This is a genomic window from Micromonospora sp. CNZ295 (assembly GCF_004217535.1).
This window is the reverse complement of record NZ_SHKZ01000001.1, coordinates 2,407,945-2,433,388: the sequence shown is the minus strand read 5'-3', so window position 1 is coordinate 2,433,388 and position 25,444 is coordinate 2,407,945. Positions and strand designations below refer to the sequence as shown.

20 protein-coding genes are annotated in these 25,444 nt (G+C 72.8%); 7 read left to right on the top strand and 13 right to left on the bottom strand.

Annotated features, from left to right (window positions below; translation table 11 throughout):
* Positions 1-278 precede the first annotated feature (278 nt).
* A complete protein-coding gene (locus tag EV376_RS11565; protein WP_130322537.1) occupies positions 279-737 on the top strand; it encodes a PRC-barrel domain-containing protein in 459 nt (152 codons plus the stop codon).
* Between the two features lie 57 nt (positions 738-794).
* Positions 795-1,523: a tyrosine-protein phosphatase gene (locus tag EV376_RS11560; RefSeq protein WP_130322535.1), complete on the top strand. Its 729-nt coding sequence runs from the start codon at positions 795-797 to the stop codon at positions 1,521-1,523.
* Between the two features lie 69 nt (positions 1,524-1,592).
* Here the strand turns inward: EV376_RS11560 and EV376_RS11555 are convergent, their stop codons facing one another.
* Both EV376_RS11555 and EV376_RS11550 read right to left on the bottom strand, forming a co-directional pair.
* Positions 1,593-2,690, bottom strand: coding sequence for a branched-chain amino acid aminotransferase (locus tag EV376_RS11555; RefSeq protein WP_130322533.1), 1,098 nt, complete (start codon positions 2,688-2,690; stop codon positions 1,593-1,595).
* 243 nt (positions 2,691-2,933) lie between these two features.
* A complete protein-coding gene (locus EV376_RS11550) occupies positions 2,934-3,965 on the bottom strand; it encodes a 3-isopropylmalate dehydrogenase (RefSeq protein ID WP_130322531.1) in 1,032 nt (343 codons plus the stop codon).
* 221 nt (positions 3,966-4,186) lie between these two features.
* Here EV376_RS11550 and EV376_RS11545 point away from each other — a divergent pair, with 221 nt between their 5' ends.
* Positions 4,187-5,032, top strand: coding sequence for an FAD:protein FMN transferase (locus tag EV376_RS11545; protein ID WP_130322529.1), 846 nt, complete (start codon positions 4,187-4,189; stop codon positions 5,030-5,032).
* 348 nt (positions 5,033-5,380) lie between these two features.
* Positions 5,381-5,737, top strand: coding sequence for a hypothetical protein (locus EV376_RS11540; protein WP_130322527.1), 357 nt, complete (start codon positions 5,381-5,383; stop codon positions 5,735-5,737).
* Positions 5,738-5,799: 62 nt separating this feature from the next.
* Here EV376_RS11540 and serA read toward each other — a convergent pair whose 3' ends face one another.
* From serA to EV376_RS11515, 5 genes are all read right to left on the bottom strand, one after another.
* Positions 5,800-7,398, bottom strand: coding sequence for a phosphoglycerate dehydrogenase (gene serA, locus EV376_RS11535; protein ID WP_130322525.1), 1,599 nt, complete (start codon positions 7,396-7,398; stop codon positions 5,800-5,802).
* 331 nt (positions 7,399-7,729) lie between these two features.
* Positions 7,730-8,743: a ketol-acid reductoisomerase gene (gene ilvC / locus EV376_RS11530; protein WP_130322523.1), complete on the bottom strand. Its 1,014-nt coding sequence runs from the start codon at positions 8,741-8,743 to the stop codon at positions 7,730-7,732.
* A gap of 53 nt (positions 8,744-8,796) precedes the next feature.
* Positions 8,797-9,312: an acetolactate synthase small subunit gene (ilvN, locus tag EV376_RS11525; RefSeq protein ID WP_073832451.1), complete on the bottom strand. Its 516-nt coding sequence runs from the start codon at positions 9,310-9,312 to the stop codon at positions 8,797-8,799.
* Positions 9,313-9,393: 81 nt separating this feature from the next.
* Positions 9,394-11,274 carry an acetolactate synthase large subunit gene (locus EV376_RS11520; protein WP_130322521.1) on the bottom strand — a complete coding sequence of 627 codons (1,881 nt, stop codon included), beginning with the start codon at positions 11,272-11,274 and terminating at the stop codon, positions 9,394-9,396.
* A gap of 236 nt (positions 11,275-11,510) precedes the next feature.
* A complete protein-coding gene (locus EV376_RS11515) occupies positions 11,511-13,886 on the bottom strand; it encodes a bifunctional diguanylate cyclase/phosphodiesterase (protein WP_130322519.1) in 2,376 nt (791 codons plus the stop codon).
* A gap of 110 nt (positions 13,887-13,996) precedes the next feature.
* Here EV376_RS11515 and ilvD point away from each other — a divergent pair, with 110 nt between their 5' ends.
* The gene (gene ilvD / locus EV376_RS11510) at positions 13,997-15,844 is read left to right on the top strand and encodes a dihydroxy-acid dehydratase (RefSeq protein WP_130322517.1); all 1,848 of its coding nucleotides are present in this window, start codon (positions 13,997-13,999) and stop codon (positions 15,842-15,844) included.
* 148 nt (positions 15,845-15,992) lie between these two features.
* The gene (locus EV376_RS30470; RefSeq protein ID WP_207228128.1) at positions 15,993-16,337 is read left to right on the top strand and encodes an RloB domain-containing protein; all 345 of its coding nucleotides are present in this window, start codon (positions 15,993-15,995) and stop codon (positions 16,335-16,337) included.
* Positions 16,338-16,368: 31 nt separating this feature from the next.
* Here the strand turns inward: EV376_RS30470 and EV376_RS11500 are convergent, their stop codons facing one another.
* The 6 genes from EV376_RS11500 to EV376_RS11475 all read right to left on the bottom strand — a co-directional run bounded on the left by EV376_RS11500 (position 16,369) and on the right by EV376_RS11475 (position 24,109).
* Positions 16,369-18,048, bottom strand: a complete 1,680-nt coding sequence (locus EV376_RS11500) for a SulP family inorganic anion transporter (RefSeq protein WP_130322515.1) — start codon at positions 18,046-18,048, stop codon at positions 16,369-16,371.
* Entirely contained in the window at positions 18,045-18,377 is a 333-nt protein-coding gene (locus EV376_RS11495; protein ID WP_130322513.1) for a metalloregulator ArsR/SmtB family transcription factor, read from the bottom strand. The genes EV376_RS11500 and EV376_RS11495 overlap by 4 nt, the downstream gene beginning before the upstream one ends.
* A gap of 91 nt (positions 18,378-18,468) precedes the next feature.
* The gene (locus tag EV376_RS11490) at positions 18,469-20,901 is read right to left on the bottom strand and encodes a glycosyl hydrolase 2 galactose-binding domain-containing protein (protein ID WP_130322511.1); all 2,433 of its coding nucleotides are present in this window, start codon (positions 20,899-20,901) and stop codon (positions 18,469-18,471) included.
* Complete coding sequence (locus tag EV376_RS11485; RefSeq protein WP_130322509.1) at positions 20,898-21,773, bottom strand: carbohydrate ABC transporter permease; 876 nt, start codon at positions 21,771-21,773, stop codon at positions 20,898-20,900. The genes EV376_RS11490 and EV376_RS11485 overlap by 4 nt, the downstream gene beginning before the upstream one ends.
* Positions 21,770-22,762, bottom strand: a complete 993-nt coding sequence (locus tag EV376_RS11480; RefSeq protein ID WP_130322507.1) for a carbohydrate ABC transporter permease — start codon at positions 22,760-22,762, stop codon at positions 21,770-21,772. Before EV376_RS11480 ends, EV376_RS11485 begins: the two co-directional genes overlap by 4 nt.
* Before the next feature lie 60 nt (positions 22,763-22,822).
* Positions 22,823-24,109, bottom strand: a complete 1,287-nt coding sequence (locus EV376_RS11475; protein ID WP_130322505.1) for an extracellular solute-binding protein — start codon at positions 24,107-24,109, stop codon at positions 22,823-22,825.
* Between the two features lie 300 nt (positions 24,110-24,409).
* Between EV376_RS11475 and EV376_RS11470 the strand changes: the two genes are divergently transcribed.
* Positions 24,410-25,429 carry a LacI family DNA-binding transcriptional regulator gene (locus EV376_RS11470; RefSeq protein WP_130322503.1) on the top strand — a complete coding sequence of 340 codons (1,020 nt, stop codon included), beginning with the start codon at positions 24,410-24,412 and terminating at the stop codon, positions 25,427-25,429.
* Positions 25,430-25,444 lie beyond the last annotated feature (15 nt).

Below are 25,444 nucleotides of genomic sequence, written 5' to 3'. Positions count from 1 at the left end.
GACCCCCCGCGGGATGCGGGAGGTCTGCGCGCTCGGCGGAGGGGTGGGCCGGCGCGCTAGGTGCCAATAATCAGGACGGTGCTGGTCACGGTCGCCACTCTGCCACTGCCGGGCCGGTTTTGGGAGGCATAATCCACATCCCGGGACGGCACGCGGAGGGGCGGCACCCGGGCGGCTGTTTCTGCCGCACCCGGGGGTGTACCGATCTCGACACCGGGTAGGACATGGGGCTGACAGGCACCAACCCCCGATCAGTCGAGTAGAGGAGATGAAACGCGATGGAGCGGCTCGAACCTCGAACGACCCACGGGACGCCGGACCCGCTCGTCACGGGTGGTCAGGGCGGCTTCGCGGGCGGCACGCCCGTGGGCGCCTTCGACCCGTGGCGGTACCGGGACGACGCCGGGGTGTCCGGCGTCGACCTGGTGGGCTACAAGGTCGAGGCGGGCGACGGTGGCATCGGCAAGGTGGACCGGTCCAGCCACGAGGTCAACTCCAGTTACCTGGTGGTCGACACCGGTCCGTGGATCTTCGGCAAGAAGGTCATGATTCCGGCCGGCACCGTCAACCACGTCGACCACGACGAGCGGAAGGTCTACGTCGACCGGAGCAAGGACCAGATCAAGGCCGCGCCCGAGTTCGACGAGACCGCGGACACCGACCCGGCCTACCGGGACAAGCTCGGTGGTTACTACGGCGACACCTACTCGGCCATCCCGCCGGGTACCGCCCGGTAACGGTGATCCTGTTGACGGCCGGTGGGGTTCCGCCCCACCGGCCGTTACCGTGTCAGGGTGGACGCCATCGAGGTCACCCGCTTCACCACACTGTTCAACTTCCGCGACGTCGGCGGCCCGGTCGGCCAGGACGGGCGCGCCGTACGCCGGGGCCGCCTGTTCCGCTCCGACTCGCCGCACCGGCTCGACGACGCGGACCGGCAGGCCTTCACCGCTCTCGGGATCCGCACGGTGCTCGACCTGCGCCGTCCGTACGAGGTGGAGCGTGACGGCCGGGTCCCCGACCTTGACGGCCTGACCTGGCGGCACGTCCACCCGGAGCACGCCGAGTGGAGCCAGACCCCGTACCGGACCGACGCCGACCTGGCGCGCTACCTCGCCGACCGGTACGCCGACCTGGCCCGGACCGGCACGGTCGGCCTGGGCCGGGCGATCGGGCTGATCGCCGACGAGGCCAACTCGCCGCTGATGGTGCACTGCGTGGCCGGCAAGGACCGCACCGGCATCGTCTGCGGCCTCACCCTCGCCGCGCTCGGCGTCCCCGATGACGAGATCGCGGCCGACTACGCCCTGAGCACCGCGGCCGGCGAGCGGTTCATGGCCTGGTTCCGCTCCACCGGCAAGGAGGTACGGCCGGGGCTGCCGCCGCTGACCTGCCCCGAGGAGGCCATGCGGCTGTTCCTGGCCGAGCTGCGCGAGGGCTACGGCTCGGTGGCGGGCTACCTGCGCCACGCCGGCCTCACCGACGACCAGCTGGCCGCCCTCCGCGACCACCTGCTGGAGTAGCGCGGGGACGCGCCGGGCGCGGCGGCGCGCGCCGGGCGCGGCGGCGGGCGCCGAGCAGGAGCCCTTCCGTCAGAGCACGCGGTGGACCCAGTTGTGCCGGTCCTCCGCCTTGCCGCGCTGGATGTCGACCAGTTGCTGGCGCAGGGCCATGGTCACCCGGCCCGGCTCGCCGCCGCCGATCAGGAACTCGCCGTCGGGGAAGCGGACCGTGCCGATCGGCGTGACGACGGCGGCGGTGCCGCAGGCGAAGACCTCGCGCAGCCGCCCGCTCGCCGCGTCGGCCTGCCAGTCGGCGAACGTGACCGGCCGCTCCTCCACCCGGTGCCCCGCGTCGGCGGCCAGCGCGAGCACCGACTCCCGGGTGATGCCGGGCAGGATGGTGCCGGTCAGCGGCGGGGTGACCACGGTGTCGTCGTCGTACACGAAGAAGACGTTCATGCCGCCCAGCTCGTCGACGAACCGGCGCTCCACCGCGTCCAGGAAGACGACCTGGTCGCAGCCGTGCTCGATGGCCTCCGCCTGGGCGACCAGCGAGGCGGCGTAGTTGCCGCCGCACTTCGCCGCGCCGGTGCCGCCCGGGGCGGCCCGGGTGTAGTCCGGCGAGACCCACACCGTCACCGGCTTCACCCCGCCGGAGAAGTACGCCCCGACCGGGGACGCGATCACCGCGTACAGGTATTCGTTGGCGGGGCGGACACCGAGGAACACCTCGCTGGCGAACATGAACGGCCGCAGGTAGAGGCTGCCGTCCTCGCCCTCGGGAATCCACTCCCGGTCCGCCTCGATCAGCCGCTGCAACGAGTCGACGAAGGTCTCCTCCGGCAGCGTGGGCATCGCCATCCGGCGGGCGGAGGTGGCGAACCGGGCCGCGTTGGCGTACGGGCGGAACATCGTCACGCCGCCGTCGGCACTCCGGTACGCCTTCATCCCCTCGAAGATCTCCTGCGCGTAGTGCAGGACGGCGGCCGCCGGGTCCATCGGGATCGGTGCCCGCGCCTCGACCCGGGCGTCGTACCAGCCCTTGCCGTCGGCGTAGCGGATGGTGACCATGTGGTCGGTGAAGACGCGCCCGAAGCCGGGGTTGGCCAGCAGGGCGGCCCGGTCGGCGGCGGATGCCGGCGCGGGATTCGGACGGATCTCGAAGTCGAGCTTGTCACCACCGCTCATCGCGCTGACCTCCCTGCGGAACAACGGCACACGAGTCCGCATGCCGAGACGACTGGTGCGAGAAACTTACCCCGAACGGTCGTTCAGCGGGTAGCGCCGCAGGGCGCGCGGGCGCCGCCCGACGGTCGCCGCCCGGCACCGCCGCTGGTCGCGGGGCGGCGCCGGTCGGACGGAGTCACGGGCGCGGGTACGGCCCGTGGACCGGGGTCGCGCGGGCCGGTGCGGCCCGGGCGTGGGTGTCGCTCAGCCGGCGGCGTGCGCGGCCAGCCGGTCGCCGACCTCCTCGGTGCGTACCGGTACGCCGGGCGTCCGGCCGGCCAGCTCGGCGCCGACGGCGGCGGTGATCCGGGCCGCCTGCTCGGTGTGGCCGAGCTGGTCGAGCAGGAGCGCGGCGGAGAGCACCGCCGCCACCGGGTCGGCCAGGCCGCGGCCGGCGATGTCCGGCGCGGAGCCGTGCACCGGCTCGAACATCGACGGGTAGGTGCCGTCCGGGTTGATGCTGCCGCTCGCCGCCAGCCCGATGCCGCCCGTGACGGCGGCGGCGATGTCGGTGAGGATGTCGCCGAAGAGGTTGTCGGTGACCACCACGTCGTACCGCTGCGGCTGGGTCACCAGGAACATCGCGGCCGCGTCGACGTGCTGGTACTCGGTCTTCACATCCGGGTGCTCGGCGGCGACCTCCGCGAAGGCGCGCGCCCACAGGGAGCCGGCGTGGGTGAGGACGTTGGTCTTGTGCACGAGGGTGACCTTGCGCCGCTCGCGGCGCCGCGCCCGGGCGAACGCGTCGCGGATCACCCGCTCGACACCGTGCCGGGTGTTCAGGCTCTCCTCGGTGGCGACCTCGGCGGGGGTGCCCCGGTGCAGCGTGCCGCCGGCGCCCGCGTACAGGCCCTCGGTGCCCTCGCGGACCACCACCAGGTCGACCTCGCCCGGCTTGACGCCGCCGAGCGGGCCGGCCGTGCCGGGCCAGAGCCGAGAGGGGCGCAGGTTGACGTACTGGTCGAAGGCGAAGCGCAGCTTCAGCAGCAGACCCCGCTCCAGGACGCCGGGCGGGACGCTCGGGTCGCCGACGGCACCCAGCAGGATGGCGTCGTGGCCGGCCAGCTCGGCGAGCACCGAGTCGGGCAGCACCTCGCCGGTGCGGTGGTAGCGGGCGGCGCCGAGGTCGTACTCGGTGGCCGCCACACCGGGGAGCACCGCGTCGACGACCTTGCGGGCCTGCGCGACCACCTCTGGGCCGATCCCGTCCCCGGCCACCACCGCGATCCGTGCCACGTCCGCTCCTTCGCCTCGCCGTAGGATCCGACGGTACGCCGCCGTCCCGTCCCCCGGTACGGATCTTCCAGGATTCGGGAAGCCGGGATGCACAGGAGGCTTCCAGGTGACATCCATGCTGCGGTCATCTCCGCTGGCTAGCCTGATGGCCAGCGGGCAACGGGGCGCGCGACCGGCGCCGCGACGGGGCGGAGCGGTCGGCCGAGGAGGCGGGGGTAGGAATGAGAATCGACGAGCAACCACGGACCCGATGGGTCGACCCGTCGCTGTTCCGTCCCCGGCCCCGTCCGGACCTGCGCCTGAGCGCGCGCCACCACCACGTCGACGCGATCGGCACGGCCACCGGTGACCGCGTCGTCGTCCAGCACACCGTGCGCACCGCCGCCGCCGAGTACTCGCTGCTGTTCAACGCGCCGGAGTGGCTCGGCCGCCGGGGCGTCGGCGAGGCACTGCGCGACGCGGTGGCTGAGCTGCGCGCGATCGACCTGACCTACGGCCCGACCCGAGCGGAGAGCCTGGTCTCCCGACTGCGCCGCGGCGAGATCAGCCCCGAGTCGTACCCGCCGCTGGCCGATCTGGTGGACCGCTGCGCCGCGATGCGGGCGGCGACGGACGGCTGGTTCGACGCGTGGGCCGTGCCCGGCGGCTTCGACCCGGGCGGGTTGCTCGGCGGCTGGGCGGTGGAGCGGGCCGCGGCCCGGTTGCGCGCCGCCGGCATCCATGACTACGCCGTGCTCACCGGCGCCGACCTCGTCGTACGCGGCCACGCGGCGCACGGGGGTCCGTGGCGGGTGGCCGTGCACCATCCCACCGACCGGCGCCGGGCACCGCTGCTGCTGGAGATGACCGCGGGTGCGGTCGGCACGTCCGGGGTGACCGGGCGGCAGGGGCACGTGGTCGATCCGCACACCGGGGAGCCGGTCGACCGGTTCGCCGCCGCCACCGTCATCGGGCCGGATCTCGCCGTCGCCGACGCCTACGCCACCGCGCTCTACGCGGCGGGCCCGACCGGGCTGGCCTGGTTCCGCGACGGCTCCGACTACCGGGCACTCCTCGCCCGCCGCTGAGCCGGTCGCCGCGTCCGACCGGGTCGCCGCCGCTGCCGTGGGCCGCCGAAGTGGCCGCGGTCCGCGATCGGCCCCCACGGTCTCGGCAACGACCGTGAGGGCCGGTCAGCGACGAGTGCGCGTGGCTCGCGCAATCGAGGGGTGCGGACCGGTCGGGCCGGGACGTCGACCTCGCCACCCGAAGACGGGCCCACGCTCTCGGACTCGGCCAGTGACCGCACCGGTACGCTAGCGAATTGCCGCAACTCGACGCAAGAGTCTCCACTAGGGAGACTCCCGACAGGAATGCGGCTGGCCTGCGGCGAGGCGGTTTCGACATCGTGAACGGCGGATGGCACGCTGTCCGCCGTGAGTTTCGATCTGAGCGTGTGGGCCCTGGCCGACGGGGCGACGCCCGAGGATGTGCGAACAGCGGTGCGGCGGTGCCGGGAGGGGCAGCACGCCGATCGCCAGCCCGACCCCCGGGTCGTCGGGTTCTACCGGGCGATCACCGCCGCGTACCCGGACCGGCCGGCGGTCGCCGGCACGCCCTGGGCCGTGGCACCGCTGCACGCGGCCGGCGACCACGTCGAACTGAACCTGCACCCGACCTGCGAGGACCAGGTGCTGCTGGACATCGAACGGCTGGCCGGGGAGCACGGCCTGATGCTGTTCGACGCCCAGGACGGGTCGGTCTACCCGCCGCCCGCCCGCGTCAACACCTGACGGTCGGTCGACGACGAAGGGGCCCGGCGGATCGCCGGGCCCCCCGCTGTCGTGCGTACGGATCACTCGTCGCGCAGGTCCGCGGCGCTGGCCGAGGTCGCGCCGATCGAGTCAGCGGCCGAGGTCAGCAGGTCGGCGCCGAGCGCCTGGTCGACGGTGAGCGTCATCAGCGTCTCACCGCCGGCCTCCCGCCGCGCCACCTGCATCGCGGCGATGTTGATGCCGGCCTCACCGAGCAGCGTGCCGACGATGCCGACGACGCCGGGCCGGTCGGCGTAGCGGAGGAAGACGAGGATGCCCTCCGCGCCGATCTCCACGTCGAAGCCGTCCACCTCGGTCAGCTTGATGATGTCGCGGGTGCCGGCGGTGGTGACGGTGCCCGAGACGCTGACGGTGCGACCGTCGGGCAGGGCGCCCCGGACGGTGACCAGCACCGGGTGCTCGACCGTCTCCGGCTGCGTGGTGAGCGACACCTCGACCCCCCGCTCGGCGGCGAGGTGCGGCGCGTTGACGTAGGTGACCTGCTCCTCCACCACCGAGCTGAACAGCCCCTTGGTCGCCGCGAGCTTGAGCACCGAGACGTCGTGGCTGACGATCTCGCCGCGCACCTCGACGGTGACGCTGGCGGCGACGCCGCCGGCGACGGCGGTGAAGGCCCGCCCCAGCTTCTCGGCCAGCGGCAGCAGCGGCCGGACGTCCTCGGCGACCACGCCGCCCGCCTGCACGTTCACCGCGTCCGGCACGAACTCGCCCTGGAGCGCCAGCTTGACGCTCCTGGCGACGGAGAGGCCGGCCTTGTCCTGTGCCTCGTGGGTGGAGGCGCCCAGGTGCGGGGTGGCCACCACGTTGTCGAACGCGAACAGCGGCGACGAGGTGCACGGCTCCTTGGCGTACACGTCGACGCCGGCGCCGGCGACCCGCCCCTCGGCGATCGCGTCCGCGAGGGCCTGCTCGTCGATGAGGCCGCCCCGGGCGGCGTTGACGATCCGCACGCCGGGCTTGACGATCGCCAGCTCCTTCTCACCGATCAGACCCACCGTCTCCGGCGTCTTCGGCAGGTGGACCGAGATGAAGTCGCTCTCCCGCAGCAGCTCCTCCAGCCCGACGAGGCGGACGCCGAGCTGCGCCGCCCGGGCCGGCTGGATGTACGGGTCGTACGCGATGAGCCGGGTGCCGAACGCCGCGATCCGCTGCGCGAACAGGACGCCGATGCGGCCGAGGCCGACCACGCCGACGGTCTTGCCCTGGATCTCCACGCCGGTGTACTTCGACCGCTTCCACTCCCCCGCCTTGAGCGCGGTGCTGGCGCTGGCCGTGTTGCGGGCGACCGCGAGCAGCAGCGCGACGGCCTGCTCGGCCGCGGAGACGATGTTGGAGGTCGGGGCGTTGACGACCATGACGCCCCGGGCGGTCGCCGCCGGCACCTCGACGTTGTCCAGACCGACGCCCGCCCGGGCGACGACCTTCAGGCGCGGCGCGGCCGCGATCGCCTCGGCGTCGATCTGCGTCGCACTGCGCACGATGACGGCGTCGGCCTCGGAGAGCGCCGAGAGCAGGGCCGGTCGGTCGGTGCCGTCCACGTGCCGGACGTCGAAGTCGTGGGCGAGCACCTCGATGGCGGCGGGGGCGAGTTCTTCGGCGATCAGTACGACAGGATTCATCGGTCCTCTAGGTGTCGTCAGAGCGGTCGGCCGGGCGGCGGGGGGCGGCACTGCGCCCCGCCCTGTCCGGGCCATGGCCGTCAGGTGCCGGCTACGCACCTACCCGCGATCGTAGGGGGCGGGTTGGCCGGGATGTCGCGGACCGTGGGGTGAGTGCCCTCACAAACAACGCATGACGTGCGGATGGACGATCGTCCGTGCGCCCCGGCGCGCCCGCCCGCCCGGGGCGACGGGAGGGCGGTCGGGATCACCCACGCGACGCGCCCGCGACCCGACGCCGGGGAGGGAGGGCGTCGGGTCGCGGGCGGATGGGCGAGGTCGTCGTGCGGGATCAGGCGGTCTCGGTGATCGGCCGGTCCACCCAGCTCATCATCCCGCGCAGCTTGCGGCCGGTCTCCTCGATCGGGTGCGCCGCCCCCTCGGCCTGCCACTTGCTGAAGTTCGGGCGGCCGGCCTCGTCCTCGGCGACCCACTCGCGGGCGAACTCGCCCGACTGGACCTCACTGAGGATCTTGCGCATCTCCTCCTTGACCCGGGCGTCGATGACCCGCGGGCCGCGGGAGAGGTCGCCGTACTCGGCGGTGTCGGAGATGCTGTAGCGCATCTTCGCGATGCCGCCCTCGTACATGAGGTCGACGATCAGCTTCAGCTCGTGCAGGCACTCGAAGTACGCCACCTCCGGCGCGTACCCGGCCTCGGTGAGCACCTCGAAGCCGGTCTGCACCAGCGCGGCGGCGCCGCCGCAGAGCACCGCCTGCTCGCCGAACAGGTCGGTCTCGGTCTCCTCCGTGAAGGTGGTCCGGATCGCTCCGGCGCGGGTGCCGCCGATGCCCTTCGCGTACGACAGGGCCAGCGCGAGGGCGTTGCCGCTGGCGTCCTGCTCGACGGCGACCAGGCAGGGCACGCCCTTGCCGTCGACGTACTGGCGGCGGACCAGGTGGCCGGGGCCCTTCGGGGCGACCATCGCCACGTCCACGTCCGCCGGAGGCTTGATCAGCCCGTACCGGATGTTGAAGCCGTGGCCGAAGAACAGCGCCTTGCCGGCGGTCAGGTGCGGCGCGATCGACTCGGTATACAGGCTGCGCTGCGCGGTGTCCGGGGCGAGGATCATGATCACGTCGGCCTCGGCCGCCGCCTCGGCGGGGGTGACCACCCGCAGCCCCTGCTCCTCGGCCTTGGCCCGGCTCTTCGAGCCCTCCTTCAGGCCGATCACCACGTCGACGCCGGAGTCCCGCAGCGACAGCGCGTGGGCGTGGCCCTGGCTGCCGTAGCCGATGACCGCGACCGTGCGACCCTGGATCACGCTCAGGTCGGCGTCGTCGTCGTAAAACACCTCAACGCTCATGGATTTCCCTTTCGTACGGCGGCCCGGGCGGCCCGTCGTGGTCGGTGTGGAGGTCAGGCGGCCCGCAGCGCCGGGCCGGCGGTGATGGAGCGGGAGCCACGCCCGATGGCGACGGTGCCGGACTGGACCATCTCCTTGATGCCGAACGGTTCGAGGTCGCGCAGCAGCGCGTCCAGCTTGTCGGGGGTGCCGGTCGCCTCGATGGTCAGCGTGTCCGGTGCGACGTCGACCACGCGGGCGCGGAACAGGTTGACCGTCTCCAGTACCTGGCCGCGGGCGTTGCGGTCCGCGCGGACCTTGACCAGCAGCAGTTCGCGCGCCACCGACACCTGCGGATCCAACTCGACGATCTTGAGCACGTTGACCAGCTTGTTGAGCTGCTTGGTGACCTGCTCCAGCGGGGACGACTCGGCGTTGACCACGATGGTGATCCGGGAGACGTCCGGGTTCTCGGTCTCGCCGACGGCGAGGCTGTCGATGTTGAAGCCGCGCCGGGAGAAGAGGCCGGACACCCGGGCCAGGACGCCGGGCTTGTTCTCCACGAGCACGGACAGCGTGTGCATCGTCATGCCACGACCTCGCTCCGCTCGGTCGCGCCCGGACGCGAATTGGGGCTGAGCCTGATGATTCGCTCGCTTCGCTCACTCATATCAGAGGTCGTCCTCGTCGAAGGCGGGGCGGACGCCCCGGGCGAACATGATTTCGTCGTTGCTGGTGCCGGCGGCGACCATCGGCCACACCATGGCGTCCTTGCCGACCACGAAGTCGATGACCACCGGGGCGTCGTTGATGGCCATCGCGGCCTCGATCGTCTTGTCGACGTCCTCGGCCGTCTCGCAACGCAGGCCGATGCAGCCCAGCGCCTCGGCGAGCTTCACGAAGTCCGGGATGCGGTGCTTGTGCGTGCCCAGGTCGGTGTTGGAGTAGCGCTCCCCGTAGAACAGGGTCTGCCACTGCCGGACCATGCCCAGGTTGCCGTTGTTGATGACGGCGATCTTGACCGGAATGCCCTCCAGCGCGCAGGTCGCCAGCTCCTGGTTGGTCATCTGGAAGCAGCCGTCGCCGTCGATGCCCCAGACCACCGTGTCCGGCCTGCCCACCTTGGCGCCCATGGCCGCCGGCACCGCGTACCCCATCGTGCCGAGGCCGCCGGAGTTCAGCCAGGTGTACGGCTTCTCGTACGAGATGAACTGGGAGGCCCACATCTGGTGCTGGCCGACGCCGGCCACGTAGACGGCGTCCGGACCGGCGATCTCGCCCAGCCGCTTGATCACGTACTGCGGCGACAGGGTGCCGTCGGCCGGCTCCTCGTACCCCAGCGGGTAACGCCCGCGCAGGTCGTCGAGCTGGGTCCACCAGTCCGCGAGGTCGGGGCGGTGCCCGGCGGTCTGCTCGGCGGTGACCGCGCCGATCAGCTCGTCGATGACGTGCTTGGCGTCGCCCACGATCGGCACGTCCGCGTGGCGGTTCTTGCCGATCTCGGCCGGGTCGATGTCGGCGTGCACCACCGTCGCGTCCGGGGCGAACGAGTCCAGCCGGCCGGTGACCCGGTCGTCGAACCGCGCCCCCAGCGCGACGATCAGGTCCGCCTTCTGCAGGCCGTAGACCGCCGCCACCGTCCCGTGCATGCCGGGCATGCCGAGGTGCTGCGGGTGCGAGTCGGGGAACGCGCCGAGCGCCATCAGCGTGGTGACCACCGGAATTCCGGTCAGCTCGGCGAGCTTGCGCAGCCCGTCGGTGGCGCCGGCCCTGAGCACGCCCCCGCCGACGTAGAGCACCGGCCGGCGGGCGATGGCCATCAGCCGGGCCGCCTCGCGGATCTGCTTGCCGTGCGGGTGCAGCGTCGGCCGGTAACCGGGCAGGTCGAGCGTCGGCGGCCAGGTGAACGTCGTCGCCGCCTGGAGGACGTCCTTGGGGATGTCCACCAGGACCGGGCCGGGCCGGCCGGTCGAGGCGAGGTGAAACGCCTCGGCGAGGGTCCGGGGGATCTCGTCGGCGTTCTGCACCAGGAAGTTGTGCTTGGTGATCGGCAGGGTGATGCCCTGGATGTCCGCCTCCTGGAAGGCGTCCGTGCCGATCGAGGGCCGCGCGACCTGGCCGGTGATCGCGACGAGGGGCACCGAGTCCATGTACGCGTCGGCGATCGGCGTGACCAGGTTGGTCGCGCCGGGGCCGGAGGTGGCGATGCAGACGCCGACCCGGCCGGTCGCCTGGGCGTACCCGGTCGCCGCGTGCCCGGCGCCCTGCTCGTGCCGGACCAGGATGTGCCGCACGGTGGAGTCGTAGAGCGGGTCGTACGCCGGCAGGATCGCGCCACCGGGGATGCCGAAGACGACGTCGACGCCGAGCGCTTCGAGGGACCGCACGAGGGAGCCGGCACCGGAGACCTGCGCCGGGGCGGGGACGCGTACCCCCGGGACGGTCGGGGTGGCCGCGGCGCGGACGGCCGCGTCGGCGTCGCGCGCCGGCTCGGCGGTCGCGCGGGCCCGCCGGGCGGAGTTGGCGAGGGTCTCGGGCGTGGGTCTCGTCATGGCGGTTCAGGCCTTCGGCTGGAGTGGGTGCGGCTGGTCAAGCGGTGGAACGCGGGCGGGGCCCGCACCGGCGGGGTCTGACGGCAACAAAAAAGCCCTCGTGCAGGATGCACGGGGCCAGCGCACTCTCGGTGAGGGAGAGCGCGCTCAGGTAAGTACTCGCAGCGACGGGTACGACGACATGTGGTCAAGCCTGACGGATCTCACGCGATGAGTCAACTGATCCCACATGCTGGTTAACGGATCTTGCGAAATCCCCCGTTCGGGTGGCCCGACGCACCCTGTTCGGCCTGCTCAGAGGCGGGCGGCCGGGGGCCGGGGAGGGCCGGCAGCCGCCTGGGCGGCGTCGGCCCGGCCGGCGGGGCGGGCGGCGCGGAGATCGGGACCGGTCGCGCGTTCGGCGAGGTGGCCGCCTCCAGCATCGCCTCCAGGTGCTCGGCCGGAACGCCCCAGCCGAAGGCGGCGCCCTGACCGAACCGGCAGCCGGCGGCCACCACCGCGGCGAGTTCGGTCGGCGTCGTGACGCCCTCCGCGATCACCTCCAGGCCGAGCTGGTGACCCAGCCGCATGACGATGTCGACCATCGGGGCGAAGGCCGGGCCGTCGGTGTCGACCGGCCGGACCGGCTCGTGCTCGGCGACGAGACTGTGATCGATCTTGAGGATGTCGATCGGGAGGCGGCGTAGCTGCCCGAGGGAGGAGTAACCGGCGCCGAAGTCGTCCAGGGCGATCCGGACCCCGGTGCGCCGGAGCGCGGTCAGCCGGCGGATCAGCTCGTCCAGGTCGGTGGCGACCGCGTGCTCGGTCACCTCCAGGACCAGGCGCTGCGGCGGGACGTGGTGGGCCCGCAGCGCCTCGGCGACCTGGACGACGTACTCCGGGGCGTGCAGCTCCCGGGGTGAGACGTTCACCGACACCCACACGTCGTGGCCGTCGGCCAGCCAGCGGGAGAGCTGGTGGCACGCCTGGTGCAGCACCCACGCCCCCAGCTTCGCGATCATCCCGCACTCCTCGGCGAGCGGGATGAACTCGTCGGGCCGGACGTTGCCCAGCTCGGGGTGGTGCCACCGGAGCAGCGCCTCGGCGCCGACCGGGCGCACCGAGGGCAGCGAGGCCACCGGCTGGAACGCCAGCCGCAGCTCGTCGCGCTCGATCGCGCCGCGCAGCTCGTGCTCGAGGGTGGTCCGCCGGCGCAGCAGCTGGTCGTACGCGGCGTCGTACCGCTCGATCCGGTTCTTGCCGCGCTGCTTGGCGTACCGCAGGGCCAGGTCGGCGTGGTGCAGCAGCAGTTCGACGTCGGGCTCCCCGGCCCAGCCGGCGGTGCCGATGCTCACCGACAGGAAGACCGGCCCCTCGGGCTGGTCGTACGCCGCACCGAGCACCCCGAGCAGGCGCTCGCCGACCCGGTCTCCGTCGGCCGGTCGCCCGGGCATCAGCACGGCGAACTCGTCACCGCCGAGGCGCGCCGCCACGTCGCCGGGGCGCAGGTTGCCGCGCAGCCGCCGGCCCACCTCGGCCAGCACGGCGTCGCCCGCGTCGTGACCGCGCATGTCGTTGACGTTCTTGAAGCCGTCCAGGTCGAGGGTGAGCAGGACGCACGCGGTGTCCGCCTCGGCACAGCGGTGCAGGGCGCGCAGCAGGCCGCGCCGGTTGGCCAGGCCGGTCAGCGGGTCGGTGTGCGCCAGCTCCCGGAAGTGCGCCTCCCGCTCGGCCAGCCGGCCCGCGTACCGGCGGACGTCGTGCAGCGCCAGGTACTGCCGGGCGACCAGCGCGAAACCCTCCACGCTGCCGGCGACGACGCTCAGCGCGTCGAACCGGCCGTCCTGGAGCAGGTGGTACATCGCCGAGGCGGCCATCGCGAACATCGGCAGGAACGCGTAGTCGCTGTCGCGGCGGATCACGTCGACGTCGAACCGGCAGGGCGGGTCGAGCCGCCGGGCGGAGAGCGCGACGGTCAGCAGCCCGGCGGCGAGCACCGCCACGCCCACCAGCGCGAACGCCGGACCGGCCTGGCAGAGCCCGGTGGCGGCGCCGAGGCCGCCGATGGTCACCGCGGTGGCGCCGCCGGTCAGCGGTGCCAGCCGGTGCCGCGGGGGCGGAGCGCGGAAGACCACGATGACGGCGAGCCCGGCGGTCAGCGCCGCGCTCACCGTGGCGAGCAGGATCGGCTCGCAGGCCATCGGCGTGGCGTCGCCGAGGAGCCGGGTCGGCTCGGAGAGCAGCACCCAGCCGACGAACCAGAACGCGGTGGCGATGATCACGCCGTCCAGCGCCAGCCGGGCGGCCGCACCGGCGTTGGGCGCCACGCCCGGCAGCCGCAGCACGCCGGCGGCGAAGGCCAGCCCGCTGGCCGCCGTGATCAGCGACACGACCTCGGCCCAGCCGGTGCGCCGGGCCTGCCCGTGGTCGACGTGCCCGGCCGCCTCGAGCGCCACGCCGGACCCGACCAGCACCGCCACCAGCCCGACGCCGGCGGCCGCGGCGAGCAGGACGTACGCCGACCGGAGCCCGCCGGACCGCCGGCGGGCTCCGACGACCAGCAGCGCCACGGCCGCCGCGGCGACGAGTGCGCTCAGCACCGCGAGGGTGCGCATGCCCGGGGGTGACAGCACACATCAACTGTGCCGGATGGCCGCCCGCCGCGGGATACCGGGTGTGCATCTGTTGGGACACGGCGTGCGCGGGGAACCGGTGCGCGGCCGGTGGTGTCAGACTGGTACGCATGCCTGAGCTGCGGTCGAGGACCTCCACCCACGGTCGGACGATGGCCGGTGCCCGGGCCCTGTGGCGGGCCACCGGGATGACCGATGACGACTTCGGCAAGCCGATCGTCGCCATCGCGAACAGCTTCACCCAGTTCGTCCCGGGTCACGTCCACCTCAAGGACCTCGGCGGCCTGGTCGCCGACGCGGTGGCCGAGGCCGGCGGGGTGGGCCGCGAGTTCAACACGATCGCGGTCGACGACGGCATCGCGATGGGCCACGGCGGCATGCTCTACTCGCTGCCCAGCCGCGAGCTGATCGCCGACGCCGTGGAGTACATGGTCAACGCGCACTGCGCCGACGCCCTGGTCTGCATCTCGAACTGCGACAAGATCACCCCGGGCATGCTGCTGGCCGCGCTGCGGCTGAACATCCCGACCGTGTTCGTCTCCGGCGGGCCGATGGAGGCCGGCAAGACGGTCGCCATCGAGGGCGTCGTGCACTCCAAGATCGACCTGATCGACGCGATGGTCGCGGCGTCCAACGAGGCCGTCACCACCGACCAGCTCGACGCCATCGAGCGCTCGGCCTGCCCGACCTGCGGCTCCTGCTCCGGCATGTTCACCGCCAATTCGATGAACTGCCTCACCGAGGCGATCGGCCTGGCCCTGCCGGGCAACGGCTCGACCCTGGCCACCCACGCCGCACGCCGGTCGCTCTTCGTCGAGGCCGGCCGCACCGTCGTGGAGATCGCCAACCGGTGGTACGCCGCTGACGACGCCTCGGTGCTGCCCCGGTCGATCGCGGGGCGCGCGGCGTTCGAGAACGCGGTCGCGCTGGACGTGGCGATGGGCGGGTCGACCAACACGGTCCTGCACCTGCTCGCCGCCGCCCGCGAGGCGGAGCTGGACTTCGACGTCGCCGACATCGACGCCATCTCCCGGCGGGTGCCCTGCCTGGCGAAGGTCGCGCCGAACTCGCCGCAGTACCACATGGAGGACGTGCACCGGGCCGGCGGCATCCCGGCCATCCTCGGCGAGCTGGACCGTGCCGGCCTGCTCAACCGGGACGTGCACGCCGTGCACTCGCCCAACCTGTCGAAGTGGCTGGCGGACTGGGACGTGCGCGGCGGGTCGGCGACCCCCGAGGCGGTGGAGCTGTTCCACGCCGCTCCGGGCGGGGTGCGCACCACCGAGCCGTTCTCCACCACCAACCGCTGGTCGTCCCTCGACACCGACGCGGCCGGCGGCTGCATCCGCGACCGGGCGCACGCGTACACGGCCGACGGCGGGCTGGCCATCCTGCACGGCAACCTGGCGCCGGACGGCTGCGTCGTGAAGACCGCCGGCGTCCCCGAGGAGTGCCTGACGTTCCGCGGCCCGGCGAAGGTGTACGAGTCCCAGGACGACGCCGTGTCGGCGATCCTGGCCAAGGAGGTCGTCGCCGGGGACGTGGTGGTGATCCGGTACGAGGGCCCCCGGGGCGGGCCCGGCATGCAGGAGATGCTCTACCCCACCTCGTTCCTCAAGGGGCGCGGGCTGGGACGGGCGTGCGCGCTGCTCACCGACGGGCGGTTCTCCGGCGGCACCTCCGGCCTGTCCATCGGGCACGCCTCGCCGGAGGCGGCCTCCGGCGGGCTGATCGCTCTGGTCGAGGAGGGCGACGAGATCGTCATCGACATCCCGAACCGCTCGATCGAGCTCAACGTGCCGGACGACGTGCTCCAGGCCCGCCGGATCGCGCAGGAGAAGCGGGAGCGCCCGTACACGCCGCTCGACCGGCAGCGCCCGGTCTCGGCGGCGCTGCGGGCGTACGCCTCGATGGCCACCTCGGCCAGCGACGGCGCCTACCGCCGCGTCCCGGAGTAGGGGGACGCACGACCTCGTCGGGCCGTCGCCGGCGCCAGGCTGCGCTCCCGACCGCCGCACCGAGCTCGCAAGAGCGGCGGTCCAGGTCGTCGGCATCTTCGGAGCCAATGCATCCGGTAAGTCCAACTGCCTGGGCGCGCTCGCGTTCATGCGGCAGATGGTCGTGCAGTCGGACCGGGCGGTCGAGCCTGGAGTGGGCCTCTCCCGGGCGACGGCACGTGCGTCAGGAGTACGCCTGGCCTGGTCCAACCCCTGCTTCGAGGTGTGGTTGTTGCTCCATCTGAGTTATCACGCGGGGCACGTCGAGAACGCCAAGAAGGCCCGTGACCTGCTGCGGAAACACCTCCCGCAGTGGGACAAGACGACGCTGGACTTCGCCAGGTTCCGCGACGGTGTCACCGACGCCTGCCGCCGGGCGGCGCGGCTGGCTCCAGCGCCTGAGGGAAATCCCTCGACTTCGGTGGGTGAACTCGTCGCCGCATTGCAGCGGTGAAGAGCCACCCCAACATCGGCAGTTCGCAGGGTCAGGCGTCTCGGCTCGCCACCACGGTCGGCGCACCGAGCGCCAGGTGGCGGGCGTACGCGATGGCGGCCGGCGTGTCCGGGAAGACCAACCCCTCGCTGCGCAGCTGGTCGGCGACACCGAGGGCGCTGAGCACCTGGTCGTGGCCGGGCGTGATGCCGGAGATCAGCACCACGATGCCGCGCGCCCGCAGCCGGTCGATGGCGTCGCCGAGGACCTGCGCCCCGGTCGCGTCGATGGTCGACACCCGCGACATTCGCAGGATCACCACCCGGACGTCGGCGACCTCGGCGAGTTCCAGCAGGAACGTGTGCGCGGCGGCGAAGAAGAGCGGCCCGTCGAGCCGGTAGGCGACGATGTGCTCGGCGAGCAGGGCGTGCTCCTCGGCGCTGTGCTCGCCGGGGTCGAGCGGCACCTGTTCGAGCCGGGCGCTGCGGGCCACCGCCCGCAGCGCGAGGACCACGGCCACGGCCAGCCCGGCCACCACCGCGGTGACCAGGTCCCAGACGACCGTGACGGCGAAGGTCAGCACCAGCACCACGGCATCGGCCCGGGTGGCGCGCAGCAGCGCCCGCAGGGAGCCGGCCTCGACCATCCGGACGGTCGTGGCGAGCAGCACCCCGGCCAGCGCGGCGAGCGGGATGCGACCGACCAACGGGGCCGCCGCGAGCACGATCACCGCCAGCGCGACGGCGTGGGTGAGCGCGGCGAGCTTCGACGCGGCGCCGGCGCGCACGTTGACGGCGGTGCGGGCGATCGCGGCGGTCGCCGGGATGCCGCCGAAGACCGGCGCGGCGAGGTTGGCCAGGCCCTGGCCGAAGAGTTCCCGGTCGGGATCGTGTCGCTCGCCGACCGTCATTCCGTCGGCGACGGTCGCCGAGAGCAGGCTCTCCAGGGCGGCGAGCGCGGCCACCGCGAGCGCGCTGGGCAGCAGCACCCCGACCGCGTCGAGGTCGAGGAACCCCAGCGAGGGCGCCGGCAGCCCCTGGGGCAGCGTGCCGATGCGGACCAGGTCGACCGGGACGAGTTCGGCGACGAGCGTCGCCACGGCGACGCCGATCAGGGAGAACGGCAGGCCGGGCCGCCACCGGGCGCCGAGCAGCATCAGCGCCGCCACGCCGAGCGCGACGGCGAGGGCCGCCGGCCGGGGATGGGCGACGAACCGGGTGACCGCGTCGGCCGCCACCGCCCAGACCTTCTCGCCGTGCGCGTCGGTGACGCCGAGCGCCGCCGGCACCTGCTGAAGGGCGATGACCACGGCGATGCCGGCGGTGAAGCCCTCGATCACCGGCGCCGGCAGGTAGCGGACGTACCGGCCCATGCGGGCGAACGCGAGCGCGATCAGCAGCACCCCGGCCATCGCGCCCACCATGAGGACGCCGGCGGCGCCGAACTGGTGCACCACCGGCACCAGGACGACGGTCATCGCGCCGGTCGGGCCGGACACCTGGAGGTTGGAGCCGCCGAAGATCGCGGCCAGGGCGCCGGCGACGACGGCGGTGACCAGCCCGGCCTCGGCGCCGAGACCGGACGTGACGCCGAAGGCGAGCGCCAGCGGGAGCGCCACCACCGCCACGGTCAGGCCGGCGAGCAGGTCTCGCTTCGGTGAGCGGCGTACGGCTGCCCAGTCGGCCCGGCCGGGCAGCAGCCCCAGGACCCGGTCCCGCAGGAGTGCGGTCACCGGTCCTCCCCGCGCAGCTCCTCGAGGAGGGCGTCCCGGTCGGTGAGCATCGCGCCGAGGATGCGCCGCCCGGCGGCGAGCAGGTCGGCGACGTCGGGGGTGCTGAGCGCGTACATGACCAGCGAGCCGTCCCGGTACGACGTGACCATGCCCGCGCGGCGCAGCACGGCGAGCTGCTGGGAGAGGCTGGACGGCTCGACGTCGATGGCGGCCAGCAGGTCGCGGACCGGCCGCGGGCCGTCCTGGAGCAGCTCGAGCGCCCGGATGCGGACCGGGTGGCCGAGGGTGCGGAACAGCTCCGCCTTCGCCTGGTACAGCGGCACCGACACGTTGTCTCCTCCCCGATGACCTGACGACTTTAGCACTTTCAAAAGTCTTCAAGTCGGCGCCCATCGGGGGCGTCGAGAAGGGCCCTTCCTTTCACTCGTTCACGCAGCGGAGGACGGGGCGGGCGGTGAGGGCGGCGGCGTCCAGCGGGCCGTCGGCGCGGACGGTGAAGGTCACCGACTCGCCCGGGAGCAGGGTCACCAGCGCCTCGTCCACGTCGGCCGACGGGTCCAGCCGGTCCGGAAAGAGGGCCAGCTCACGCAGGATCGTCCGCGCGGTGACCCGGACCCGCTGGGCGTCGCCGGCCGGCTCGACCGTCGCCTCGTACTCCGCCGCCGGCCATGCCACGTCGCGGTCCTCGGCGAAGAACCACAACGCCCGCCCGGCGTCCTCCCCCGCCTCGGCGAGCAGCAGCTCGGCCCGGGGCTCGTCCGGCCGCGCCAGCTCCGCCGCCAGCGCCCGCACCCCCGCGGAGTACGCGGGAACCGCCATTTCGACCACCGCCTTCGCCCGGGGCTCACCGGCCAGCGTGAGTCGCGTCACGGTGGCGGTGACCCGCCACGACTCCCCGGTCTCGTTGACCGCCACCAGCGCCAGCCCGCCCTCGCGGGGCTGGACGGTGAGCAGCCGGTCGGCGTACGCGCGCCGCAGCGCGTACCAGAGCGGCTTGCGCCGGCCGTCGCCGTCGACCGCCGACCAGGACGTCACCGGCCAGCAGTCGTTGAGCTGCCAGACGATGGCGCCCGCGCACCGGTCCCGGTGGGCGCGGAAGTGCTCCACCCCGACCCGGACCGCCCGGGCCTGGGTGAGCTGGGTGTAGTAGTGCCAGTCGGCGAAGTCGCGCGGCCGCGGCAGGTGTGTCTCGATGCCCCGCCGCAGCTTGTGGTCCCCGTCGACGGCCTTCTGGTGGTGGACCATGCCGGGCGAGTCGGGCGCCAGCGGCTCGTCGGACAGCGCCCGGCGCAGCGTCGCGTACGCCGGCGGCGCCTGCCAGCCGAACTCGGCGACGAACCGGGGCGCGTACTCGCGGTACTTCGGGTAGTCGTCGGTGTTCCAGACGTCCCAGATGTGCGTGGTCCCGTACGCCGGGTCGTTGGGGTGGATCTCCTCGCGGCCGGACCAGGGGCTGCCCGGCCAGTACGGGCGGGTCGGGTCCAGCTCGGCGACGGTCCGCGGTAGCAGGTCCAGGTAGTAGGCCCGGCCCCAGGTGCGCCCGGCGAGGGGCTCCTGCCAGTGCCAGTCGTGCCAGCCCCAGATGTTTTCGTTGTTGCCGGTCCACAGCACCAGCGACGGGTGCGGCGCGAGGCGGACCACCTGCTCAACCGCCTCGGCGGCCACCTCGGCGGCGAACGGCTCCTCCTCCGGGTACGCGGCGCAGGCGAAGAGGAAGTCCTGCTGCACCAGCAGGCCCCGCTCGTCGGCCAGGTCGTAGAAGTCCTCCGACTCGTACCGGCCGCCGCCCCAGACCCGCAGCAGGTTGACGTTGGCACCGGCGGCCTGGTCGAACCGCCGGGCCAGCCGCTCGCGGGTGACCCGGGTGGGGAAGGCGTCGTCCGGGATCCAGTTCACCCCCCGGACGAAGATCGGAACGTCGTTGACGTGCAACGCGAACGGCGCGCCGTACGCGTCGGGGGTGGTGTCGACCCGCACCGACCGGAAGCCGATGCGCCGGGACCAGGTGTCCAGGACGTCGCCGTCGCCGTCGCCGAGGACCACGTCCAGGGCGTAGCGCGGCTGGTCGCCGTACCCCCGGGGCCACCACAGCCGTGGCTCTTCGACGGTGAGGGCCAGCACGGCCCTGCGCTGTCCCGCCGCGATCCGCGCCTCGGCCTGGGCGCCCGCCACGGTGGCGCGGACGCTGAGCGGCCGGTCGGCGACGCGCTCGACCTCGACGTGCACTTCGACCCGCCCGTGTCCACCGTCGACGGTGACCAGCGGGCGGACCGTCGCCAGCCGGGCGGTGGACCAGCCGTGCAGGCCGATCGCCCGCCAGATGCCGGCGGTGACCAGGGTCGGTCCCCAGTCCCAGCCGAAGTTGCAGGCCATCTTGCGGATGAACGGGAAGGGCTCGGGGTAGGCGTTGGGCCGGTCGCCGAGCCGGTCCCGGTGTGCCTCGGCGTACCGGTAGGCCGAGTCGAAGCGGACCGCGAGGTGGTTGTCCGCCGCCCGCAGCAGGCCGGTGACGTCGAAGCGGTAACCGCGGTGCATGTTCTCGGTGCGGCCGACCTCGACGCCGTTCACGGTCACCGTGGCGACCGTGTCCAGTCCGGCGCAGACCAGGTCGAGCCGCTGGTGGCCGCCGGGCGGCCGGTCGAACGTGGTCTCGTACACCCAGTCGGTGCGCCCGATCCAGGCCAGCCGGGTCTCGTTGTCGTCCCGGTACGGGTCCGGGATCAGCCCGGCCGAGAGCAGGTCGGTGTGGACGCAGCCGGGGACGGTGGCCGGCACCACCCGGCCGGCGACACCGGCCGGCACCTGCGGCCCGGGAACCGCCCGCAGGCTCCAGCCCTCGTGCAACGGGGTCACGACTTCACCGCGCCTTCCATGATTCCGCGGACGATCTGACGTCCACCGATGACCAGCATGACCAGCAGGGGCAGGGTGGCCACCAGGGCACCGGCCAGCACCCGCCGGTAGAGCACGTAGTTGCCGCTGGCCAGGTCGGACAGGGCGACCATCGAGGTCGGGTAGTCGGTGCCGCCGAGGGTGATCAGCGGCCACTGGAACTCGTTCCAGGTGGCGACGAAGGTGAGCAGCCCGAGCACCCCGAGGGCCGGCCGGACCGCCGGCACCACGACACTGAAGAAGATCCGCATGGTGGTGGCTCCGTCCACCCGGGCGGCCTCGACGAGTTCGTCGGGCACCGCCTCCAGGATGAACTGTCGCATGTAGAAGACGCCGAAGGCGCTGACCAGACCGGGCACGATCACCGCGAGCAGGGTGCCGTTCCAGCCGCCCTCGCCGGGCATCTTCCCCATCAGGATGTAGAGGGCCACCACGCCCAGCTGGTTGGGCACCGTCATGGTCAGGATCACCATGACCATCAGCGCGTGGCGTCCCCAAAACCGCAGCTTGGCGAAGGCGAACCCGGCCAGCGAGCAGAAGAAGAGCACCGAGGCGGTGACCACGGACGACACGATCACGCTGTTGCCCAGGGACTGGAGGAAGAAGACGTCCTGCATGGCGAAGACCTCCCGCAGGTTCGTCAGCAGCTGCCCGCCGGGCAGCACCTGCGGTGGGATCTTCGCCAACGCCTCGTCGGTGTTGGTGGCGATGACGAACATCCAGTACAGGGGGAACGCCGACACCGCGATGACCCCGGCCAGCAGGAGGTACGTCCCGGCCCGGCCCGGCGTGTTCTGCGGGGCCCGGCCCGCCGGCGCCGTGCGGCGGCTCATCGCCTGCCACCTCCCAGCCGGTTCGTGAGCAGCGCGTTCGCGGCCGCGACGAGCAGGATGACCAGGAACAACGCCCAGGACATCGCGGCGGCGTAGCCGAGGTTGAGGTCACGCCAGCCGACCTTGTAGATGAGCTGGGCGATGGTCTGCCACTGGTGGTCGTCGCCACCCTGCGCCAGTGCCGGGTTGTTGTCGAAGAGCATGGGCTCGGTGAACAGCTGCAGCCCGCCGATGGTGGACAGCACCACGGTGAAGATGACCACCGGCCGGATCATCGGCACGGTGATCCGCCACAGCTGCCGCCACGGCCCGGCACCGTCGACGGCCGCCGCCTCGTACACGTCGCGCGGGATCGACTGCATGGCCGCCAGGTAGAGCAGGGCGTTGTAGCCGATCCACTTCCAGTTGACCATCGTGGCGATCGCGATCCAGGAGGACCACTTCGCCGCACGCCAGTCGACCGGCTCGGTCTCGCCGATGCCGAGCAGGGACAGCGCCCAGTTGGCGATGCCGGTGTCGCGGGCGAAGACCACCGAGAAGATCAGCGTCGAGGCGGTGACGGGTGTGATGTACGGCAGCAGCACGCCCACCCGGAACCAGGTCTGCGCCCGCAGCCTCCGGTTCAGCAGGGCGGCCACGACCAGGGCGAACAGCAGTTGCGGCACGGTGGAGAGCAGGGAGATGCCGAAGGTGTTGTAGAGGGCGTTCCAGAAGTCGCCGTCGGTGCGCAGCCGGTCGAAGTTCGCCAGCCCGGCCCAGCCGGTGCGGGTCGGATCGTCCAATCGCCAGTTGCGCAGTGCGACGACCGCGTTGAACGCGATCGGGAAGAGCCCGAAGACGGCGAACAGGACGAAGAACGGCGCGATCAGCAGGTACGGCATGTACCGCAGGTCGAAGCGGTGCAGGCGGTCGCGCAGGGACGCGCGCCCGTCGGGTGGTGCCGGCGCGACCGGCCGGACGGGGGCCGGTGCGGCCCGGGTCGGGGACATCGGGGACCTCCAGGCGGGACGGCCGGCCGGGCGGGGCCCCACCCGGCCGGGCGCGTACGGTCAGGACTTCGCGGCCTTCTCGGCTTCCTTGACCGCCTCGGTCCACGCCTGGTCGGGCTTGCCCTTCAGGTTGCCGGTGGCCAGGCGGTTGATCACGTTCTCCACCGCGACCCGGGTCGGGCCGTTCTTCCGGCCCAGGTACTGCGGGGTCAGGTTCTCGGCCGTCTTGGCGAAGATCTGGCCCACCGGGGCGTTGTTGAAGAACGGGTTGGTGAAGTCCCGGATCGCCGGGTCCTGGTAGAGCGCCGGCTGCGAGGGCAGGTTGCCCACCTGCTTGAAGATCTCGATCTGCTGCTCCGGCTGGATCAGCCACTCCAGGAGCTTGTACGCCTCGTCGACGTTCTTGCCCTGCTTCGGGATGGTGAGGAACGAGCCGCCCCAGTTGCCGCCGCCGCCGGGGATCGCGGCGACGTCCCACTTGCCGCTGGTGCCGGGCGCGGTGTTCTTGATGTGGCCCTGCATCCAGGCCGGGCAGGCGAGGACGGCGAAGTCGCCCTTGACGAAGCCGCTGTTCCACTCGGGCGAGAACGCGGCGAGGTTGGCCGACAGGTCGGCGCCGATCATCTTCGCGGCGACGTCGAAGGCGACCTTCGGGCCGCCCTCCATCCGCAGGGTCTCGCTCTCGTCGTAGAAGCCGACCGGCTGCTGGCCGAGCACCGGGTTGAAGATGTTGGTGGCGGAGTCGATGAACTTCTTGCCGCTCTTCGCGGTGTACCGCTGGCCGACCGAGACGAACGCGTCCCAGGTGGGCCAGAGGGCGGAGACCCGGTCCCGCTCGACGGGCAGGCCGGCCGCGCCGAACAGGTCGGTGCGGTAGCACATGGCCAGGCCGCCGACGTCGGTGCCCAGGCCGATCTGGGTCTTGCCGTCCGGCGTCAGGGTCTGCTTCCACTTCCACGGGAGGTACCGGCTCTCGTACTGGCCGGCGCCCTTGTCGAGCAGGTTGACGAACTTGTCGGCCTGGCCCCGGAACTGGACCACGAAGCCCTCGTCGATGGCGGCGATGTCCGGTGCGCCCGACCCGGCGATGAGCTTCTTCTGGAGGTCCTCGTGCTGGGCGTTGTACTCGCCCGTGTTCAGGCTGATCTTGACGTTCGGGTTGGCGTCCTCGTACTTCGCCTTCAGCTCGTCGAGGCCGAAGTCGCCCCAGAAATTGATCTTCAGGGTGACCCGGTCGCCGGACTCCCCACCACCACCGCCGCTGTTGCCGCTGCACGCCGCCACCAGGACCAGGCCCACCGCGCCGAGCGCGGCTGTCCGGGCCCACCGGGTCGGGGATCGCGTCATCACATCCTCCACACCAATCTGGAAACGCTCCCGCCATCGAGAGACGTCGACTGAACCGGATAAGTGACGACACCGTACGAGCGCCCTGCGACGGTGTCAACGATCGATCGACCGGGAGACCCGCCGGCAACCCGGCAGGGCACCGCCCAGAGCGTGGATCTGCTTGGTGGCGAACGTTTCCGGACCCCGGCGCCAGTACCTCGGCGTTCCGTCGAGGCCCACCCTGTCGTAGGCTGAACCGAGCAAGTGATCAACGATCCGCCGACGGCACCTGGGGCGGCGGAGCACGAGGGGGCACCGGTGAAGCGGCCGACCATCGCCGACGTGGCACGACGCGCCGGGGTGTCGAAGGGGGCGGTCTCCTACGCGCTCAACGGCCAGCCCGGCGTCTCGGAGACCACCCGCCAGCGCATCCTGGCCATCGCGGCGGAGATCGGCTTCAGCCGCAGCAGCGCCGCGCGGGCGCTCTCCGGGTCCACCTCGGACGCCATCGGCCTGGCGCTGTGCCGACCGGCGCGCACGCTCGGGATCGAGCCGTTCTTCATGGAGCTGATCAGCGGCGTCGAGGCGGAACTCTCCGCCCGGTCGTACGCGCTGACCCTCCAGATGGTCGCCGATCCGGAGGCGGAGATCGCGGTCTACCGGCGCTGGTGGGGCGAGCGGCGGGTGGACGGCGTCCTCGTGTGCGACCTGCGCACCGACGACCGCCGGGTGCCGGCCCTGGAGGAGCTGGGCCTGCCCGCCGTGGTGATCGGCGGACCGGGCGGCACCGGCCGCCTCGCCAACGTCTGGTCCGACGACGCGGCCGCCCTGGTGGAGACCGTCGAGTACCTGGTCGCCCTCGGCCACCGCCGGATCGCCCGGGTCGGCGGCCTGCCCGAACTGCTGCACACCTCGATCCGCACCGAGGCGTTCACCGCGGTGTGCCGGCGGCTCGACCTGGCCGACGCGGTGACCGTGACCTCCGACTACACCGGCGAGGAGGGCGCCCGCGCCACCCGCCGCCTGCTCAGCGCGCCCGCGCGACCCACGGCGGTCATCTACGACAACGACGTGATGGCGATCGCCGGGCTGTCGGTCGCACAGGAGATGGGGCTCGCCGTCCCGGCCGACCTGTCCATCGTGGCCTGGGACGACTCGCCGCTCTGCCGGTTGGTGCACCCGCCGCTCACGGCGCTCGGCCGGGACATCCCCGCGTACGGCGCCCACGCCGCGCGGCAGCTGCTGGCCGCGATCGGCGGGGCGGCCGTGGGCGGCGTCCAGGACGAGACCGCCCACCTCACCCCGCGCGGCAGCACCGCACCGCCCCGCATCGACTGAACCGATTCACCCACC